This window comes from Zunongwangia sp. SCSIO 43204 (assembly GCF_019904275.1).
In the GTDB taxonomy this organism is placed as follows: Bacteria; Bacteroidota; Bacteroidia; order Flavobacteriales; family Flavobacteriaceae; genus Zunongwangia; species Zunongwangia mangrovi.
This window is the reverse complement of record NZ_CP063204.1, coordinates 574257-591695: the sequence shown is the minus strand read 5'-3', so window position 1 is coordinate 591695 and position 17439 is coordinate 574257. Positions and strand designations below refer to the sequence as shown.

15 protein-coding genes are annotated in these 17439 nt (G+C 36.6%); 10 read left to right on the top strand and 5 right to left on the bottom strand.

The genetic code is table 11. The annotated features are described in order from the left end of the window. Nucleotides 1-71 precede the first annotated feature (71 nt). The 6 genes from INR75_RS02655 (at nt 72) to INR75_RS02630 (ending at nt 6556) form a co-directional block, all read left to right on the top strand. Nucleotides 72-2189, top strand: a complete 2118-nt coding sequence (locus INR75_RS02655) for a TonB-dependent siderophore receptor (protein ID WP_223090642.1) — start codon at nt 72-74, stop codon at nt 2187-2189. A gap of 16 nt (nt 2190-2205) precedes the next feature. Beyond that, nucleotides 2206-3402, top strand: a complete 1197-nt coding sequence (locus INR75_RS02650; RefSeq protein ID WP_223090641.1) for an HmuY family protein — start codon at nt 2206-2208, stop codon at nt 3400-3402. Between the two features lie 117 nt (nt 3403-3519). After that, a complete protein-coding gene (locus INR75_RS02645) occupies nt 3520-4392 on the top strand; it encodes a ChaN family lipoprotein (RefSeq protein ID WP_223090640.1) in 873 nt (290 codons plus the stop codon). Between the two features lie 90 nt (nt 4393-4482). After that, nucleotides 4483-4878: a hypothetical protein gene (locus INR75_RS02640; protein WP_223090639.1), complete on the top strand. Its 396-nt coding sequence runs from the start codon at nt 4483-4485 to the stop codon at nt 4876-4878. 365 nt (nt 4879-5243) lie between these two features. After that, entirely contained in the window at nt 5244-5789 is a 546-nt protein-coding gene (locus INR75_RS02635; protein ID WP_092540572.1) for a YSC84-related protein, read from the top strand. Between the two features lie 107 nt (nt 5790-5896). Then, nucleotides 5897-6556, top strand: coding sequence for a haloacid dehalogenase type II (locus INR75_RS02630; RefSeq protein WP_223090638.1), 660 nt, complete (start codon nt 5897-5899; stop codon nt 6554-6556). Between the two features lie 115 nt (nt 6557-6671). Here the strand turns inward: INR75_RS02630 and INR75_RS02625 are convergent, their stop codons facing one another. From INR75_RS02625 to INR75_RS02615, 3 genes are all read right to left on the bottom strand, one after another. Then, nucleotides 6672-7262: a thioredoxin family protein gene (locus INR75_RS02625; protein ID WP_223090637.1), complete on the bottom strand. Its 591-nt coding sequence runs from the start codon at nt 7260-7262 to the stop codon at nt 6672-6674. Nucleotides 7263-7273: 11 nt separating this feature from the next. After that, nucleotides 7274-10882 (bottom strand): metallophosphatase, encoded by a 3609-nt coding sequence (locus INR75_RS02620; RefSeq protein ID WP_223090636.1) that lies wholly within the window; start codon nt 10880-10882, stop codon nt 7274-7276. A 158-nt stretch (nt 10883-11040) separates the two neighbouring features. Continuing rightward, nucleotides 11041-11490 (bottom strand): nucleoside deaminase, encoded by a 450-nt coding sequence (locus INR75_RS02615; RefSeq protein ID WP_092540570.1) that lies wholly within the window; start codon nt 11488-11490, stop codon nt 11041-11043. An 81-nt stretch (nt 11491-11571) separates the two neighbouring features. On the opposite strand from INR75_RS02615, the gene dxs reads away from it, so the two are divergent. Both dxs and INR75_RS02605 read left to right on the top strand, forming a co-directional pair. Then, on the top strand, nt 11572-13338 hold the full coding sequence (dxs, locus tag INR75_RS02610) for a 1-deoxy-D-xylulose-5-phosphate synthase (protein WP_223090635.1): 1767 nt from the start codon (nt 11572-11574) through the stop codon (nt 13336-13338). 37 nt (nt 13339-13375) lie between these two features. Next, entirely contained in the window at nt 13376-14374 is a 999-nt protein-coding gene (locus tag INR75_RS02605; RefSeq protein WP_245758546.1) for a DUF3078 domain-containing protein, read from the top strand. Nucleotides 14375-14452: 78 nt separating this feature from the next. Here INR75_RS02605 and dgt read toward each other — a convergent pair whose 3' ends face one another. Together dgt and INR75_RS02595 are read right to left on the bottom strand one after the other, a co-directional pair. Then, complete coding sequence (dgt, locus tag INR75_RS02600; RefSeq protein WP_223090634.1) at nt 14453-15799, bottom strand: dGTP triphosphohydrolase; 1347 nt, start codon at nt 15797-15799, stop codon at nt 14453-14455. Nucleotides 15800-15904: 105 nt separating this feature from the next. Beyond that, a complete protein-coding gene (locus INR75_RS02595) occupies nt 15905-16468 on the bottom strand; it encodes a DUF3109 family protein (RefSeq protein ID WP_092539616.1) in 564 nt (187 codons plus the stop codon). A gap of 191 nt (nt 16469-16659) precedes the next feature. On the opposite strand from INR75_RS02595, the gene INR75_RS02590 reads away from it, so the two are divergent. Both INR75_RS02590 and INR75_RS02585 read left to right on the top strand, forming a co-directional pair. Further along, nucleotides 16660-17241 (top strand): MarC family protein, encoded by a 582-nt coding sequence (locus INR75_RS02590; protein ID WP_175486955.1) that lies wholly within the window; start codon nt 16660-16662, stop codon nt 17239-17241. Next, nucleotides 17238-17438, top strand: a complete 201-nt coding sequence (locus tag INR75_RS02585; protein ID WP_084842423.1) for a hypothetical protein — start codon at nt 17238-17240, stop codon at nt 17436-17438. The genes INR75_RS02590 and INR75_RS02585 overlap by 4 nt, the downstream gene beginning before the upstream one ends. The last annotated feature ends 1 nt before the right edge of the window (nt 17439 follow it).

Here is a 17439-nt window from a genome sequence, read left to right as displayed (position 1 = left end):
AGTTTTTCTTTGGTTGTTTCAATTTCTGCATATAAGTTTGCGGTTAAATTTATTTAAACTAAATCTAAATAATGAGAATTGCAGCTTTTATTTATTTCAGCTTAATCTTTGGTAGCCTTTATGCACAAAAGGATTCGGTTAATGTAAATGAGTTGGACGAAGTGCTGTTATTTGGAAATGAACAGACTATAAATAGTATAAATAAAGAATTATTTAGCGTAAATACGATTAGTGCGCAGCAGATAAATCAGGTTGGGGCGAATAACCTGGCAGATATTTTAAATCAGCAATTAAACATTAGCATTACGCCCAATGCTGCAGATGGTCGATCTACGGTGAGCATGTTTGGTTTGTCTGGAGATTATGTGAAAATCCTTGTGGATAACGTGCCGCTGGTTAGCGATAATGGCTACGGAAATAATATTGATCTCACCCAAATTAATCTTGAAGATATTGCACGGATAGAAATTGCTGAAGGCGCTATGGGCGTACTTTATGGCGATAATGCTGTAGCCGGAGTTATAAATATTATCACCAAAAAATCGAGTGCTTCTAAATGGAATATCAGGGCAAGTGTGCAGGAAGAAACAGTTGGTGAAGAATATAATTTTGAAGATGAAGGACGGCATATCCAAAACTTAAATATTGCACATAATATTTCAGATCACTGGTATACTTCAGCTAATTTTTCGAGGAACGATTTTAACGGCTTCAAAAATAATTACTTCGGAAGAGATTATTTCGGCTTATCTGGAAATAGCGTGGCTAATGACGGTAGGCGTGGTTACGAATGGAATCCAAAACTTCAGCACACTTTAAATGGAATGCTGAAATTCGCTAAAAACGACTTCAATTTTTTCTACAAATTCAACTATTATAATGAAACTCTGGATATTTACAATCACGCTATAAATACGCGAATCCAGGATGGAGAATACGATATTACTGCAAATGATGAGCAGTTTATAAGTAACCGGTTTAGGCACGAAGCTCAGGCTTTTGGAAATTTAAACCAAGTGCATTATAATCTTTCACTTTCGTACCAAACTCAGGTTCGAGATTACGAAACCTACGTTTACGATCTTAGGCGACAACAAAAGAGGAGTACAACTTTAAAAATGACCAATCAGGAAAGTGATCTTTGGTTTTCTAAAGGGACTTTCGAAAATTTATTGTCAAAATCAGCCAATTTCAATCTTACAGCGGGTTACGAAATCACCTATCAGCAAGGTTATGACGCCGGAGCCAGCGGCGCATATTCAGATAATATTGCAGAACAGGATTTGGGGAATTACGATGTGTTTTCTCAGTTTTCTTTTATCAAAAATAACTGGTCGGTCTATCCAGGAGTCCGTTATAATCACAATTCTAATTACGATGGGAAACTTATCTGGTCTACCAGTGCTAATTACAAGCCGGCGAAGGATATAAAACTTCAGGCGGTAGTAGGATCTGCTTATAAAACGCCAACTTTCACTAATTTATACTACTATTTTGTAGATGCCAATCACGATGTGCGCGGTAATCCAGATTTAAAGCCAGAAGACGGAATTTCTTACCTGATCTCTGCGGAAAAAACTTCAGTCTTAAACAACGAATCTCGGCTTCAGAATAACCTGAAATTCTTCCATTTTGATATTCAGGATAAAATAGATCTGGCGGTTGTGGGCGATAACTCGCAAATGCAATATCTAAATATCAGTGAATATAAAATTTTAGGTGTTTCTACTGAAAATAACTTCAGCTATAAAAACTTTCAAACCAATATTGGCCTAAGTTACACCGGGATTTCACAAAGCCTGGAAACCGAATTGTCCAATCCAGATGATTATTTATTCAGCTTAAATGCTACGGCTGCTTTGCGCTACTACTGGCCAAAAGCTGAAACTCGTTTTTCACTGCTGTTAAAATACAATGGCGAGTTGCAGCAATATTTTAGAGATAACGATACTAACGAATTTGTAAAGGGAACGCAGGAAGATTATTCGTTAATGGATGCCAGTATTAATAAATATTTCTTTAAGAAACGTTTTGAAGTTACACTGGGTGCGAGAAATCTATTTAATGTAGTTCGCGTAAACAATTCGGCTATTACCGCAACAGCCGGTCACGAAGCACCATCAACTTCTTTGTTGTTTGGTTACGGCCGGTCTTATTTTTTAAAACTTTTATATAACCTAAATATTTAATTCTAATCAACACCAAATGAAAAAGAATCTTTTACTTCAATTATTTTGCCTCTCTTTTATTGTCTTTAGCTGTAGTAGCGATGATGATAACGGAGGAGGAATTATCGAAATCCCCGCTGTAGAAAGTGCAGTTTTAGATATCGAGTCTGGCGGCTCTACAGAACCTAACCAGGTATATGTCGATCTAAGTACAGAGGAAACAACCGTAGTTCGTCGTGATAGCTGGGAACTTGGTTTTGTAAGTTCAGAGAATCGTGTGGTTTTAAACTCTTCAATTTTAGCTTCAGCAGCAAAACTAGAGGGGATTTATGACATCGATGCGGTTAGTGAGGATACCGAATTAACCGTGCCTATGACTTTAAAAACTCTAAATCAAGGATTCCAACCAATAGAAGTTACGGTAAGTACGTTAAACGAATTAAAAGAAGGAATTCCTGTAGGATATCATATGTATGGCGATCTAGAAAATAACATTAGGTTTACTGATGACAGCACAGGAGATTTAGGTAAAACAGCCATAGGTGATATTCCGACTACTGAAACCGAAGCTGAGGTGATAATTGTTTCACTTGGTAATGAAATCCCAAAAGATGCAGCAGAAGCAGGATCGATAAACACCACTGGAGATCATCGTGGTTTCTATAAGATCAAGGTTTTTATGAACAACAACGATTATGTGTTGCAATATGCTCCCCTAAGTTCAGATACGCACGAGGAAGTGGTAATTACCAAAGACGAAGCTTATGACTTTACTGCTTTTAGTTTAGAAAACGGGATCGAGGTTGATGTAGAACCAGCCAAAGAAAACTGGGATCTAAATTATACCAGTGTATATTCTTACTACGGAAGTTCAAGAGGATTGGTAGCTGGCGTCACTTATTCAGATTATGTGGTACATAATACTTTGAATGGCGTAGGAGTTTATATGGTGCTTACTGAAGAGCCTGGCGAAGGCGAAGATGCAGCGCCTGTTGCTACCGGAGAACCTTTGTACGACGAGTTTACATTAGAAGATGTAAACGAAAATGAATTTGAATATAACGATCGTGCCTTAATTGCAAGTGGATGGCGTTCTAGTAGTGAAGGAGCACTTTCAGACCGTTATTATATTGTAAGAGATACCGATGGTAATTTTTACAAATTACAATTTACTGCGTTGCTTAATGAACAAGGGGAACGCGGTTTTCCTCAGATCGTTTACGATCTTTTATAAGAAGTGTTATTTTAGTTAGTGCAATCCCTGTCTTACAAAGGCAGGGATTTTTTCTAGATTAAAGTATGTGTTAAGCCTTGTAATGATAGAATTTAATTATCTTAAGCAATTTTTAGTATGAAAAGGATTTTTGCAACCTTATTTGTTTTAGCTGCAACTTTTGCCGTAAATGCACAACAATTAAAAGCCTATGCGATTTATGATTCTGAAGGAAATTCGGTTTCATTTCAAAAAATGAGCGATAGTTTATCGAATTATGATGTAGTGCTTTTTGGAGAATTTCATGATCATCCTGTAGTGCATTGGCTTCAGAAAAAGCTTACTGAAAAATTATATGCTAAAAACACCAATTTGGTCTTGGGAGCCGAAATGTTTGAAGCCGATAATCAATTGATTTTAGATGAATATCTTCAAGGTAAAATTCCGCAGAGTCGTTTTGAAGAAGAAATGCGACTTTGGAATAATTATAAAACAGATTACAAACCTCTAATAGAATTCGCAAAAACAAATAAACTGCAGTTTGTGGCAACCAATGTGCCTAGACGTTATGCATCTGCGGTGTCGAAAAAAGGCCTGGATTCTTTAAAAAATTATGCTGAAGAAGCTAAATCTTACTTCGCAAAACTTCCCATAAAAGTAGATACGATCACTCCCGGTTATGCTGAAATGCTGAAAATGATGAGTGGTCACGGTATGCAGGGTGATGCCATGAAATTTGTAGAAGCCCAGGCGATCAAAGACGCGACAATGGCTGAAAAGATCCTGGATTATCTTCCTGAAGATGGGATTTTTCTTCATTATAACGGCGATTATCACAGTAAGAGTTATGGCGGAATTTACTGGTATCTAAAAGAAATGAACCCCGATTTGAAGATCGCGGTAATTAGTGCAGAACAAAGCGACGACGAAGCTTTAGAATTTGTGCCAGAAAAAGCGAATACCGGTAATTTTATACTTTTTATTCCTGAAGATTTTACGCGCACTTACTAAAGGGGAAATTTCCCTTTTTGTATAAATAAGTTGTCGATTTTTAGACTTTGGAGTTATTCTTGTTTTTGAAAAACTTCAAATGTTATTCCTATGAAATTTTTCAAACTACTTTCAATTTTAACTGTTTTCGGGTTTTCTATTATGGCGAGCGCCCAGGAAACAGATTCCTTAGCAATTTCATCTGAAGTTTCTAATCATAAAGCTATTCAAAAAGATTATTTAAGCATCGTTTATGGTCCGTATAGCTTTAAGTATAATATGGCCTACGTTTCTTTAAACGGAGAAGATTACCAGAAAATTAAACAAAAACGATCTAAGCTTTTTAACCATTATGATTTTAATGGATTAATTAAACTCATAAAAAAATATAATGCTGAAGGTTGGGAGCTTATTGGAGAAGAATTCAATTTTAAAGAGGAAAGTGGTGACTACCTATTTGTGATGATGGCAAGAGATAGTGAAGAACTAAAAACCGAGGAAAAATAAGGTAGCTGTAAAAGCTTAAAATAAAGTGAAATAACAAGCTGTTAACAATTTAAACGGCATTCAATTTATACTTTTGAATCAGCTGTTTGTCTTAAAGCTAAAAAGGAAAAGAAATTAAAATGTATTTCTGGGCAATTATTCCCAAATCTGATTCCCCGGAAACAAATTCTGAAGAACTCAGATATTTGTAAATGATTTTAAGTGAGAGAGAGTGAGAAAAGGGCTGATCAACGCTTGTTGGCAGCCTTTTCTTTTTGTATAATTTTAAGGTCTCTTAAAATTCCGTGAAATAACAGCCCATTAACATCACTTCCCTTAGCTGCTTCTTAATTTCGTATCGAACCAAAAAAAATGAAATTATGAAGATGAAAAAGAAACTCAATTTAGGTTTACTACTATTAGCGTTTATTAGTTTTAGCGCGATTAATTTAAATGCTCAAAGCGAAAAACAAAAAGATCTTATCGACGATGCGACAGCATCTAAAGCTGCTTTTATTGAAGAAGAACCAGAATTGGCAGCTTTATTCGAAAAAGCCGCCGGTTATGTGATCTTCCCAAATGTAGGGGAAGGAGCTTACATTTTAGGTGGAGCAGCAGGAAACGGTGTGTTGTTTGAAGATGGGCAGGTAGCCGGGTTTTCAGAATTACGTCAGGTGGATATTGGTCTACAAATTGGCGGGCAGGCTTATAGACAGGCTATTTTGTTTCAAACAGAGGCAGAATTAGATGAATTTAAAGAAGGAAATTATAAACTTTCTGGAAAAGCTTCAGCCGTGATCGTAGAAGAGGGTAAAGCAAAAAGCGTTAATTTTAAAAAAGGTCGCGCCATCGTAACCATGCCAAAAGCTGGGGCTATGGTAGATATTTCTGTAGGAGGACAAAAGTTTGAATATAGAGACTGGAGTGAATAATTAAAATATTCAGTATTATTGTATAAAGCCGGTAATATAACCGGCTTTTTTTATTGGTACCGAAGGACTTAACATCCCGAAGTACTTTACTTCAAAATAAAAACATCATGAAGACAAAAGCCATAATTTTTGACGTAAACGAGACTCTTTTGGATATGCAAAAGTTAGAGAATAGAGTTAATACTGAATTAGGTAATGAATTGGCATTTCAAGTTTGGTTTAGTAAGCTTTTGCACTACTCGTTGGTGGAGAATGATACTGAAAATCATCATGATTTTTCTCAGGTTGCCTTAGCCACTTTTAAAATGTGTGCTAATTACTTTGGCAAAGAATATTCAGAAGAACAAATAAAATCTATACTGAAATTGGTAAAAGAATTGCCGGCTTATCCGGAAGTTTTCGAAGCACTTAAAATCTTAAAAAAAGACTACATTTTGATCGCTTTAACTAACGGGAATCAGGAAACCGCTGAAGCTCAACTAAAATATGCCAAAATTGATGGTTTTTTCGATGCGATATATTCAGTAGATGTGGCAGGCAAATTTAAGCCACATAAAAGTACTTATCAAAAAGTTTTAAGTGATCATCAACTTACTGCTTCTGAAGTTTTAATGGTTGCAGCGCATGGCTGGGATATTGCCGGGGCGCAAAATGCAGGTTTAAAAACAGCTTTTATTTCAAGGCCGGGGAAAAGCAAATATCCATTAGCAAAACAGCCAGATCGCATTGCAGAGGATTTAGAAAATCTTACTAATATTTTAATCTAGGCTAGAAAAACCTACGTGCCAGTTATTAGAAAAATCTTGATCTCTTATCACTTTAATTCTAGAATATCGAATAAAAAACAAGGGCTGAAATTGTATAATTTCAGCCCTTGTTTTTTTAGTATTTAAGATTGGTTAAAATCTCCAGAAATTCTTTTTGAGTAGATTGTGTTTTGTCTTTGGTGTACCAGGTGTGTAATTCTTTTTCGAAAGCTTCAAAATCTCTACCGGCAGGATTTTCTTTCCAATCCATCACCATATCCTGGGCCTGCTTTGGTCGTGGTCCCCAGGTAAACAATTCTACTCCATCTTCAGTAAAAGCAATAAGTTTAGGGATCGATTTACTTCCGTTAGTATGGTATTTTTCAATCAACTCTGGATTTTCGTCTCTAAGAATTACTCTAAGATCGATTTTGTTCCCTGCGGCAGCAATTTCGCCTATAATTGGCAAATTCTGGGCACTATCCCCGCACCAGGCTTCAGTAATTACATACCAAACCTGTGGTTTTTGGAGTGTAGTGACAAAATTCTCTAGTTCAGGAATTAATTTTGTTGTTTTATTAAGCCTTTTCATTCGGCTTAAATTAAGCTCGGTAAATTTTATAAGATTTTCGGTTTGTTTTTCTCCGGAAGTCTGTTTGTTTTTTACCAGCTGTACCGTCCATTCGTAAAATTCGATATAACTAAATACCGGTTTATTTACATTCATTTTTTACTGTTTTAGAAGTTAAATCCTAGCGAGAACATTACTCTGTTTCCATCTTCGCTATGATATAATCCTAAATTACCTGAAAGTGCGTTAAACCCATTTATAAAGATCGAACCACCAAAATCGTTATGCCAAACATCTGAGTTATCATCGTCTTCCCAAACGCGACCGTAATCAAAACCTACAGTGAATCCCATTCTTACAGGAACAAAATTGGTTCTAAATTTAGTGATTCCTACACGTAGATCTGTACTTTGATAAAATGATGTTTTACCATTAAAGCGTTCGTTTCTATAGCCTCTTAAACTATAATTACCACCTAAGGTTGCGCCGTGATAAAATTCGTAATTATCACCAAAAATCATCTGGCTTCCAATCTTAGTTGCAAGCACTGCCAGCCCACTTTCATGTAATGGATAATCTATAGATAAAGATGGTTTCAAATATACAAATTCGTTGTCGAATTCGTCGATATTTGTCTTATAACCTGTAGCGATATCGAACTGTAATCCTCTTCTTGGAAAAGCCAGTTCGTTCCCTTTATTTTTATACTGAAATGAAAGCTCTCCACCGGCATAAATCTGGCTTTCGAAAACATCATTATCAGGATTAAAAAATTCGCCAGTAGCTTCATTCATTTTGTAATCTACTTCGTGAGATTCGAGCATTGGTTTAATAGCAAAGTTTATTCCGCTTCCATTTCGATAGATCAAAGAAGGAGCGATATTCCATTGTGCAATTCCTACTCGGTTATAATCTCTATCTACCGCATCGTCATCGTAACTGGTTTCATTTCCGTAGCCAAAAAAGTTGATCGCATAATTAGGGCTTGTAAATCCAGCTTCTATTCCAAAGTTCCAGTTATGGAAAATATGTGCAAATTCTCCAGAATAAGTAAATTCGAATCCATTAGTGGCAGAAAAATATGCTGCGCCAAAAATATGTTGCGATTGGAAAGGATTATTGGCTAATCCATAAGTAGTGTAAGTGTCTGAAACCCCAACTTTAAATCCTGCATCTGGATCCCAACCAATTGCCGGGAACATGGTGTTTGTGCTGTATTTTCTCTTATCTGGATTATAGTTATTTACATCGTAATCGTCTACCAGCCATTTGCTGCTATTACCTTTTATGGTATTCTTTTTATTCTTGTAATCGTAAAGTCTTGCGTTACGGTTATTTTCAAATTCATAGGTATCGTTATTTTCTCCACCAATTACTTTTAGCTTTATGTAATGATCACCGTCACCTTCAATTTTAAAATCGTCTTTCCCGTCTAAACCATACAACCATATTTCTTTGGTAGTTTCTTTATCGTAAGTATGTTCGAAAACCATCTCATCTTCAGTTTCGATCGAAATTGTTGTTTTTCCGTTAGGTTTTCTGGTGATAAGAAATTTGTCATCCTCTTCTGTCCCAGTGATCACCTGGAAGCGATTTAAATACTCATAATAAGCGCGAGCTGGCTCTAAAAGATTATCACGTCGCTCTTTCATTGCTTTTTTAATATCTTCTATAGATTGATCCTGAACTTCTTCTGGCAAAACTTTAAATGAATTGTCGATTACCTGATCTGTAAGCTGATTTTGGATAAATTCGACTTGATTTTTCCAGTCTTCCCAGTCCAGGTTTTTAATAAACGCCTGGTCTAAAGAATATCCATCAAAATTTAGCCATTTGATGCTCTTAACTCCTTTTTCGTAATCCTGCATCTTTCGAAAATCTACGATAGCAAGTTTTAAAAACTTGATAAGCAAACCATCATATCTTGGAAAAGCCTGATCACGATCACGGCGTATTGGTTTGTAAAGTTTAGTGTCGTCTTCCTGTTTAAATTCAGAAAAACGCCATTGATCGTTGTGACGATCCCAGTCCCCAATTAACATATCTACTAAACGTGCTTTGATCCATTCAGATTCGTCGATCTTATATTCTTTAGATTCGCGCATATCCAATAAAAGATCTGTGGTAGAGACGATATCATCTGGAGTTCCAAATTTAGGATTGTCTTTATTTTCGTCACCTGCGTGCACTTCTTTCATATAAAGTTTATCCCCGTAATCTTCGTTAAAAATATTCAGGTTCTTTTGCTTTGGCAGGTAATAGATCTCTGGCTCGGCATTATAGATATTAAGCGTATCTAAGATTGGGTTTAATGCAAAAGGCGCGTAAGGATGTGCTGTGGTATAAAAATCCTGCACAATTCTTTCGGCTACGGTGTTTTGCATATAATCCTCTACGTAGTGATTTTTAATGGCAGATTGTATAAATCTAACCGCACTTTTTCTAAGTTCACGTAAAGTATATTCGTGGTCTTCATCATCCTTAATTCTTACCGATCTGGATTGGTGTCCACCACCTTCAGAAATCGCAACAGGATTACCTGGTAATTTGCTAAGGTCTAAAACAGGAGCCTCGATTTCTTTGCTATACACATCGCGATAATGTGTTCCCCAAAAGAAATTATATACATCAGATTTAGAAGTTTCTTCTTTGGTGTATATCGAAGCTTTTTTAGTAGCTGGCCAGTCACTTATATCGTGATAAGAAACTTCGTCCATCGTTGTTTGCTGTCTTTTAATGATCTTGCTGAATAATTTTTCAGGAGTTCCATTTTCAACTGAATAAAATTCAACTTCAGAGCTGTTATCGTCGTAAACAGTAAGTCTGGCAAAACCATGATCGCTTGAAGCAAACTGCCCGTCATCTTCATCGGCTCTTGCTTTTTTCGTTTTCTTTCCGCCAGTACCACTTATGATTTGTGGAATACCATCGTCTGCCAAATATTGTAGGTTTTTATCGCTAGAAGAAACAAATATCACATCAGGAAACATACTTGCCAGTGTTTCTATAGTTCCTCTTAATTGTTTACGTTGCTGACTGTAGAAATCTTCCTTATTAAAACCGCCGGTTTTTTCAAAAAAACCACGTCTTGTATTACTTAAAATAGGGTGATGTATGGCTACGATAACCGTTTTGTTTTGCTCGTCTTTAAGGTCGTCTTTAAATTTGGTAAAGAATTCGTCGCGCGTTTTTAACTCACATTTGTTATTAATATATAAATGCTCATCCCAATCTTCTAAGAACCATTGAGAATCTACCATTAAAAGTTCAATATTCTCTGTGTCCAGGTCTTCGATCTCACGAACACAACCATCGTTAGGCCAAAATTCAGCATTACTGTTATCCTGAATAAAAGATTCCATATCGTCGATATTCTCATGGCCGTTTTTGTTCCATTCATTTTTACCAGGCGTATAAATTACACGTCCGTTAAAATTTTCCATTGGTTCCATAAGACTTTTACGAAGTCGCTCTTTTGCCGCTTCACGATCTTTTTTCTTTGGAGGGAATCCATTTTTAGAAGTAATATTACCCAAAGCTACAAATGTTGCTTTCTCATCTTGTTGCGACATTTGGTTTATTGCTGAAAGAACCTCTTTTGTATAATTGGATTCATCTACACCGGTGTTCCCTGTAAAATAGAAAGTTTGTGAAACTTTTCTATCAGATTGCTGAGCGTAAGAATAGGTGCTACTTATTGCTAATATTAGGCAAAAAACAAAGTAAATTTTATTGAAGCTGAAAGTGGTTTGCTGAAGTATAAATCTCTTAACCATGTAAATCCTGTTAGTTATCTGAAAAGTCGAAATTGCCGTAGGGCGATGTGAAATTTCAAAAAAAATCAGAGATGGGAATAAATTTTAACTATCTATAACACTTTTAATTCTTGAAGCCTAAAAGTTTTCCTAAAAACCAGGGCAATCCTAAGCTATCACTAGTTAAGATTACGTTTTTCGATAAAGAATTTTTTTAGCAGCTGGCTGCATTCCTGCTCCATAATTCCCTGGGAAACTTCTGTTTTTGGATGCAATTGAACTCCGAATTTTTGATAACCTCGATGCTCATCTTTTGCTCCAAAAACCAATCGAGAAAGCTGACTCCAATATAGCGCACCGGCACACATCTGGCAAGGTTCTAAAGTAACGTACATCGTGCAGTTTCTTAGGTATTTTCCTCCTAAAAATCCGGCGGCTGCTGTGATAGACTGCATTTCGGCATGTGCGGTGACGTCGTTTAAAGTTTCGGTGAGATTGTGACCGCGTGCTATAATTCGATTTTTGATCACTACTACTACACCAACAGGAATTTCGCCTTTTTCAAAAGCAATTTCGGCTTCTTCATAAGCCTTCTTCATAAAATAAGTATCGTCGTATGGTGTAAGCACGCTATAATTTTTAAGCAAGATAAAAAAGGAAGCGCTAAATATTCAAAATAGTTTCAGGATAAAATTAAATTTGTCAAGAATATGGAGTATCAGGTTTTAAATAAAATAGAACAACCCGAAGATCTAAGAGGTTTGTCTTTGCAGGAATTACAGCTTCTGGCCAACGAATTAAGGCATTATATTATCCAGGTGGTTGCGGTAAAAGAAGGTCATTTAGGTGCGAGTCTTGGTGTTGTAGAATTAACCATCGCACTGCATTTTATTTTTGATACTCCCAATGATCTATTGGTATGGGATGTTGGTCACCAGGCCTATGGGCATAAGATCTTAACCGGTCGTAGAAATAATTTTCATACCAACAGGCAATTAGGAGGCATAAGCGGATTCCCGAAAAGAGAGGAAAGCATTTATGATACTTTTGGGGTTGGACATTCTTCAACATCTATCTCTGCAGCGCTGGGAATGGCTTTGGCTACTCAGTTAAACGGAGATATAGAAAAACAGCATATTGCAGTTATCGGTGATGCTTCTATCGCAAGCGGAATGTCTTTTGAAGGTTTAAATCATGCCGGAGTAACCAATGCTAATTTGTTGGTGATCTTAAATGATAATGCGATAGGGATCGATCCTAGTGTAGGTGCTTTAAAAGAATATCTTACCAAAGCTAAAGTTGGTTATAAGCCTAAGGAAAGCAATATCATCGAGGCGCTTAATTTCAATTATTTTGGGCCGGTAGATGGTCACGATCTGGATGCTTTATTATCGATTCTGAAAGAATTACAGCAAATTAAAGGTCCTAAATTTCTTCATGTTATAACTAAAAAAGGTAAAGGTTTAAAGAAAGCTGAAGAAGACCAGGTGAAATATCACGCACCGGGTAAATTTCAGCCAGAAACCGGTGAATTATTGCCCCGAAATTCTGAAGGTTTACCTTTAAAATATCAGGATGTTTTTGGGCTCACTTTGGTTGAATTAGCAAAAGAAAATAAAAAGATTATAGGGATTACTCCCGCAATGCCTACCGGAAGTTCCCTAAAATATATGATGAAAGCTTTTCCTGAAAGAGCTTTTGATGTTGGTATTGCTGAACAGCATGCTGTGACCTTAGCTGCCGGGATGGCCACGCAGGGCGCAGTAGTTTTTTGTAATATTTACTCCACTTTTTTACAGCGGGCTTACGATCAGGTAATTCACGATGTAGCGCTGCAAAACTTACCTGTTGTTTTTTGTTTGGATAGAGCTGGTTTGGTTGGCGAAGATGGCGCTACACATCATGGTTTGTTCGATTTGGCTTATTTACGGGCAATCCCAAATATGATCGTCGCTGCCCCGGCAAATGAAATTGAATTAAGACAACTTTTGTATACCGCTCAATTAGGTATAGCGCATCCAATCGCAATACGTTATCCAAGAGGAAGAGGTGTTACTAACAATTGGCAGGTTCCTTTTGAAGCCTTAGAAATTGGAAAAGCGGTTTGTGAAAAAGAAGGCCAAAATCTTGCAATCTTAGCTTTAGGGGCGATCATTAAGAACGCAAAAGAAGCTTTAAAACAAATAGAAGAAGAGTTAGGATTATATAATATGAGGTTTGCAAAACCCTTGGATGAAACCATGCTACACAAGGTTTTTAAAGAATATAAAACTGTTGTAACGCTAGAAGATGGTGTGGCAAAAGGTGGTTTTGGTAGTGCGATATTAGAGTTCGCTGCAGAGCATAATTACACGAATAAAATAAAGTGTTTAGGAGTTCCAGATCATTTTATAGAACATGGAAAAATTGGCGAATTACAAGAAATCGCCGGAATAGACGTTAAAAGTATTGTCCGCCAGGTGAAATATTTATTATAAATTTTAATTTTGCGAATCCGAATAATCTAAATAACCAATGAAAGTGCGATTAACCATTAGTTTAATTTGTATTTCATGCTATCTGGGTCTTTCTTCTTTATCGATGTGTGCACAAAATCAAACGGCGCAAGACACCACACAGACGCCGCAAGATTCTGCAGAGGTCGAGCCTGTAGTGATATACTGGTCTGAAAAGAATTCAGTTGGAGTGAATTTAAGCGAAGTAGCCTTTGTAAACTGGAATGCCGGTGGAAATAATTCCATTTCAGCATTGTTTCATGGGCAATTCGAAAGAAACTACAAGAAAAAGCTTACTAGCTGGAAAAATTACCTCTCGTTAAGATATGGTTTAAACTCCCAGGAAGGTCAGGAAGTTCGAAAAACCGACGATCAAATTCAGTTTAAAACTACTTTTGGATACCGTAGAGACTCGGTTTCTAACTGGTATTATTCTGGAAATATCGATTTTAGAACTCAGTTTGCTAATGGTTATAAATATCCTAATACAGAAAATGCGATCTCTAAATTCATGGCGCCGGGTTACCTTCTAATTGGTGTAGGTACGCAGTTTTCGCATCCAGACGAAAATTTTAATGCCTATATCTCTCCGGTGACAGAGAAATCTACTTTTGTGCTCGACCAGCGTTTAGCTAACGAAGGTGCTTTTGGTGTTGATCCAGCGGAATATGATGAGCTTGGAAATCTAATTGACGAAGGAAGTAAAGTACGATCTGAATTTGGTTTTTTAATTACCAGCGATTTTAAAAAACAGGTGTTTCCAAACGTGAATATGAATACCCAGATAAGTTTGTATTCAGATTATCTTCGGGATTTTGGAAATATCGATGTCGATTGGCAACTGGCTTTTGATATGAAAGTAAACGACTTTATAAAAGCTAACATTGGCTCGCACCTTCTCTATGATAACGACGTGAAATATAAAGAAGATGTCGATGGCGACGGCGAACTGGAAACCCTGGGAGCCAGAGTGCAATGGAAACAGCTTTTAGGGATTGGATTTACCTATGTCTTTTAAGCTGAAATCCTCGATCAATAATTTGGCAGATATGTCAAGATATCATTGATCTTTATTCCAAATAATTTCTTCTGAAAATTAAAAACCAGATCCCTGATATCTTTTGAAAGAAGAAACTGTAAACCCATCGGTTAGCGATGCGGTGTACGAACAAACCTGAATTAATTTTTGATACACTGAAGTTTCAGCTTGTAGGTGTTTTAATTTTGGAACAGATTTTAAGACCAGATCATTAAAATTAGAATCCAAATCTTCGCGTTCTGGTAAAAATGCGCTAGTATAGGTGTCTAGTAAAGTTTCCAGCATTTTATAGCCGGCAATTTCTTTATTGATCACCTCTTCGCTTTGATAGATCTTTTCAACGCTAATTTTGATAATATCTTTGATCTGCGCTTCGTATTTACTTTTATCAAAAAGTGCCTGATGGAATTCTCCCGCAAGAATAGCTTCTTCGTTCGCTAAGAATATTTCGGCAGCTTCACGAATTAAAGTGTTAATTGCTAAAGATCGCAGATAACTTAAACGATCTGCTGTGCTTTGCAGCGAGTTATATTTTGGCGTAGAGATGTTGTCCTTAACCAGTTTTATCAAATATTCTAAGGCATAATCTTCATCGATCAAGCCAAGGTTTATACCGTCTTCAAAATCGATAATAGTGTAACAAATATCATCTGCAGCTTCTACTAGAAAAGCTAAAGGATGTCTGGAAAAGCTAATATCTCCATCTTTACCGGTTTTAGATAAGCCCAGTTCTTCTGCAACATCCAGCATAGTTTCTTTTTCACTTTGAAAGAAACCAAATTTTTTATCGGCAATATTTTTTGTGGGTTTGTGAGGTAAGGATTCTTTGGGATACTTCATAAAAGCACCTAAAGTTGCGTAACTTATTCTTAAACCTCCCGGCGTACCAGGTCGATCTTCGGTAAGAATTTTAAATCCGTTTGCGTTACCTTCAAACTTCACCAAATCCTGGTATTCTTTATCGCTAAGTTGTGATTTGAATCTTTTACCGTTTCCATTTAAGAAATATTCGCCTATTGCTTTTTCTCCGGAATGTCCAAAAGGAGGATTTCCTATATCATGTGCTAAAGCAGCCGCGGCAACAATGGCTCCAAAATCGTTCATTTGGTAACCGTGAATGTTGCTAAGATGTGGATGCTTTTCTAAGATCTTTTTTCCGGTTAATCGTCCTAAAGAACGGCCCACTACAGAAACTTCTAAACTATGGGTTAAACGCGTATGTACAAAGTCTGTTTTAGAAAGCGGGATTACCTGGGTTTTATCCTGTAAACTTCTAAAGGCTGAAGAAAAAATGATACGATCGTAATCTACTTCGAAACCTAAGCGAGTTTCGTCTTGTTCTTTACGTAATCTTTTATTGGTATCTCCAGATCGTTTTAGTGATAATAGTTGTTCCCAGTTCATGATTTTGGTTTTGCGTTAGGGATAGAGCGGTTTGTTTGAGCTCTTGCAAGATCGATAGATCTCGCGAAGCGAGTAGCGAAAGCCCGGCCGTAGGCAACGCCCAGATTATAATTTTTCGGCTACTTTTTCTAATTCGGTATACCAGTCTTCCCCAAATTTTCTAATTAAAGCTTCTTTGGTGAATTTATAAATGGGTACGCCCAATTCTTCGCCAAGGCTACAGGCATCGTCGCAAATATGCCATTGGTGATAATTTATGGCAGAAAACTCTGAATAATCCTGAACGCGCACCGGGTAAAGGTGGCAGGAAACCGGTTTTTTCCAATCGATTTCGCCCTGGTTATAGGCTTCTTCGATACCGCAAAGAGCAGTGCCTTTGTCATCGAAAGTCACATAAGCGCAATCTGCACCATCGATAAGCGGCGTTTCGATCTCGCCAAAGTCGTTGGTGATATATCTTCCCTGTTCTTCGATGGCATCGATTCCTTTTTGCCTAAGAAATGGTTTTACTTTTGGATAAATTTTATCCATGATCTCTTTCTCGTACTCTTCTACGGGAGCACCAGCATCGCCGTCTACGCAGCACGCTCCTTTGCAGGCAGAAAGATTACAAACAAATTCTTTCTTTAGAATTTCTTCTGAAACTATGGTTTTACCTAACTGAAACATACGGCAAAGATAATTTTAAGATTGATTTTATAAAGAAAAGCGCTTTATTATTTGCCGCAGAACAGCGATTTAAAATGGTTCTAGGCTAGGCGTAGAATAGATATCCTGAATTTTATGTTTTTGAGAAATATTTATAACTGAAAATAACTAAAATCGTTATGAAAATTTACTTTTGCAAAAAATTTTGAGCTATGTTTAATTTGTTCGATTTCAGGGAAGTGTTTACTGTAGGAATGATTTTATTTGCGGTAATCGATATTATTGGAAGCATTCCTATTGTATTGGATCTACGAAAAAAAGTAGGGCATATACAAAGTGAAAAAGCATCGATCGTTGCCGGTTTATTAATGATCGCTTTTTTGTTTTTAGGGAAAGAGATCTTAAATCTTATTGGGATCGATGTAAACTCGTTTGCAGTAGCGGGTTCTTTTATTCTATTCTTTTTGGCTTTAGAGATGATTTTGGGAATTAGCTTGTATAAAGATGATGCACCAGAATCTGCATCGATCGTGCCTTTGGCTTTTCCTTTAATTGCCGGCGCAGGAACTATGACCTCGCTTTTATCGCTTAGAGCAGAATATGAAACCATAAATATTATTGTGGCTATCATAATCAATATTATCTTTGTATATATCGTCTTAAAATCTTCAGGAAAAATAGAGCGGGTTTTGGGATCGCAGGGTATAAATGTTATCCGAAAGATATTTGGCGTTATTTTACTGGCAATCGCCGTTAAACTTTTTGCCGCAAACATTCAGAGTTTATTTTCATGACAAAGTATTTAATCTACACCATCGTTTTTTTAGGAATTGTTGTTATTGGATTTAATATCACTATTTTAGATTTCAATAATCTTATGGAAGACGAAAGTGGAACAGCATTAATTGCAATTGTAGCAAGTCTTTGTGTAATTGTATTAATGGGAATTCTTTTAGTTTCCAGAACGATCGCAAAAAAACATAATCAATAAT

Bases quoted from the DNA above. Each gene is read 5' to 3' on its own strand.
- INR75_RS02605 (WP_245758546.1), top strand. From the start codon at position 13,376: ATGAAAGTGCGATTAACCATTAGTTTAATTTGTATTTCATGCTATCTG.
- INR75_RS02585 (WP_084842423.1), top strand. From the start codon at position 17,238: ATGACAAAGTATTTAATCTACACCATCGTTTTTTTAGGAATTGTTGTT.
- dxs (WP_223090635.1), top strand. From the start codon at position 11,572: ATGGAGTATCAGGTTTTAAATAAAATAGAACAACCCGAAGATCTAAGA.
- INR75_RS02595 (WP_092539616.1), bottom strand. From the start codon at position 16,468: ATGTTTCAGTTAGGTAAAACCATAGTTTCAGAAGAAATTCTAAAGAAA.
- INR75_RS02625 (WP_223090637.1), bottom strand. From the start codon at position 7,262: ATGAATGTAAATAAACCGGTATTTAGTTATATCGAATTTTACGAATGG.
- INR75_RS02620 (WP_223090636.1), bottom strand. From the start codon at position 10,882: ATGGTTAAGAGATTTATACTTCAGCAAACCACTTTCAGCTTCAATAAA.
- INR75_RS02590 (WP_175486955.1), top strand. From the start codon at position 16,660: ATGTTTAATTTGTTCGATTTCAGGGAAGTGTTTACTGTAGGAATGATT.
- INR75_RS02650 (WP_223090641.1), top strand. From the start codon at position 2,206: ATGAAAAAGAATCTTTTACTTCAATTATTTTGCCTCTCTTTTATTGTC.
- INR75_RS02630 (WP_223090638.1), top strand. From the start codon at position 5,897: ATGAAGACAAAAGCCATAATTTTTGACGTAAACGAGACTCTTTTGGAT.
- INR75_RS02655 (WP_223090642.1), top strand. From the start codon at position 72: ATGAGAATTGCAGCTTTTATTTATTTCAGCTTAATCTTTGGTAGCCTT.
- dgt (WP_223090634.1), bottom strand. From the start codon at position 15,799: ATGAACTGGGAACAACTATTATCACTAAAACGATCTGGAGATACCAAT.
- INR75_RS02645 (WP_223090640.1), top strand. From the start codon at position 3,520: ATGAAAAGGATTTTTGCAACCTTATTTGTTTTAGCTGCAACTTTTGCC.
- INR75_RS02635 (WP_092540572.1), top strand. From the start codon at position 5,244: ATGAAAAAGAAACTCAATTTAGGTTTACTACTATTAGCGTTTATTAGT.
- INR75_RS02640 (WP_223090639.1), top strand. From the start codon at position 4,483: ATGAAATTTTTCAAACTACTTTCAATTTTAACTGTTTTCGGGTTTTCT.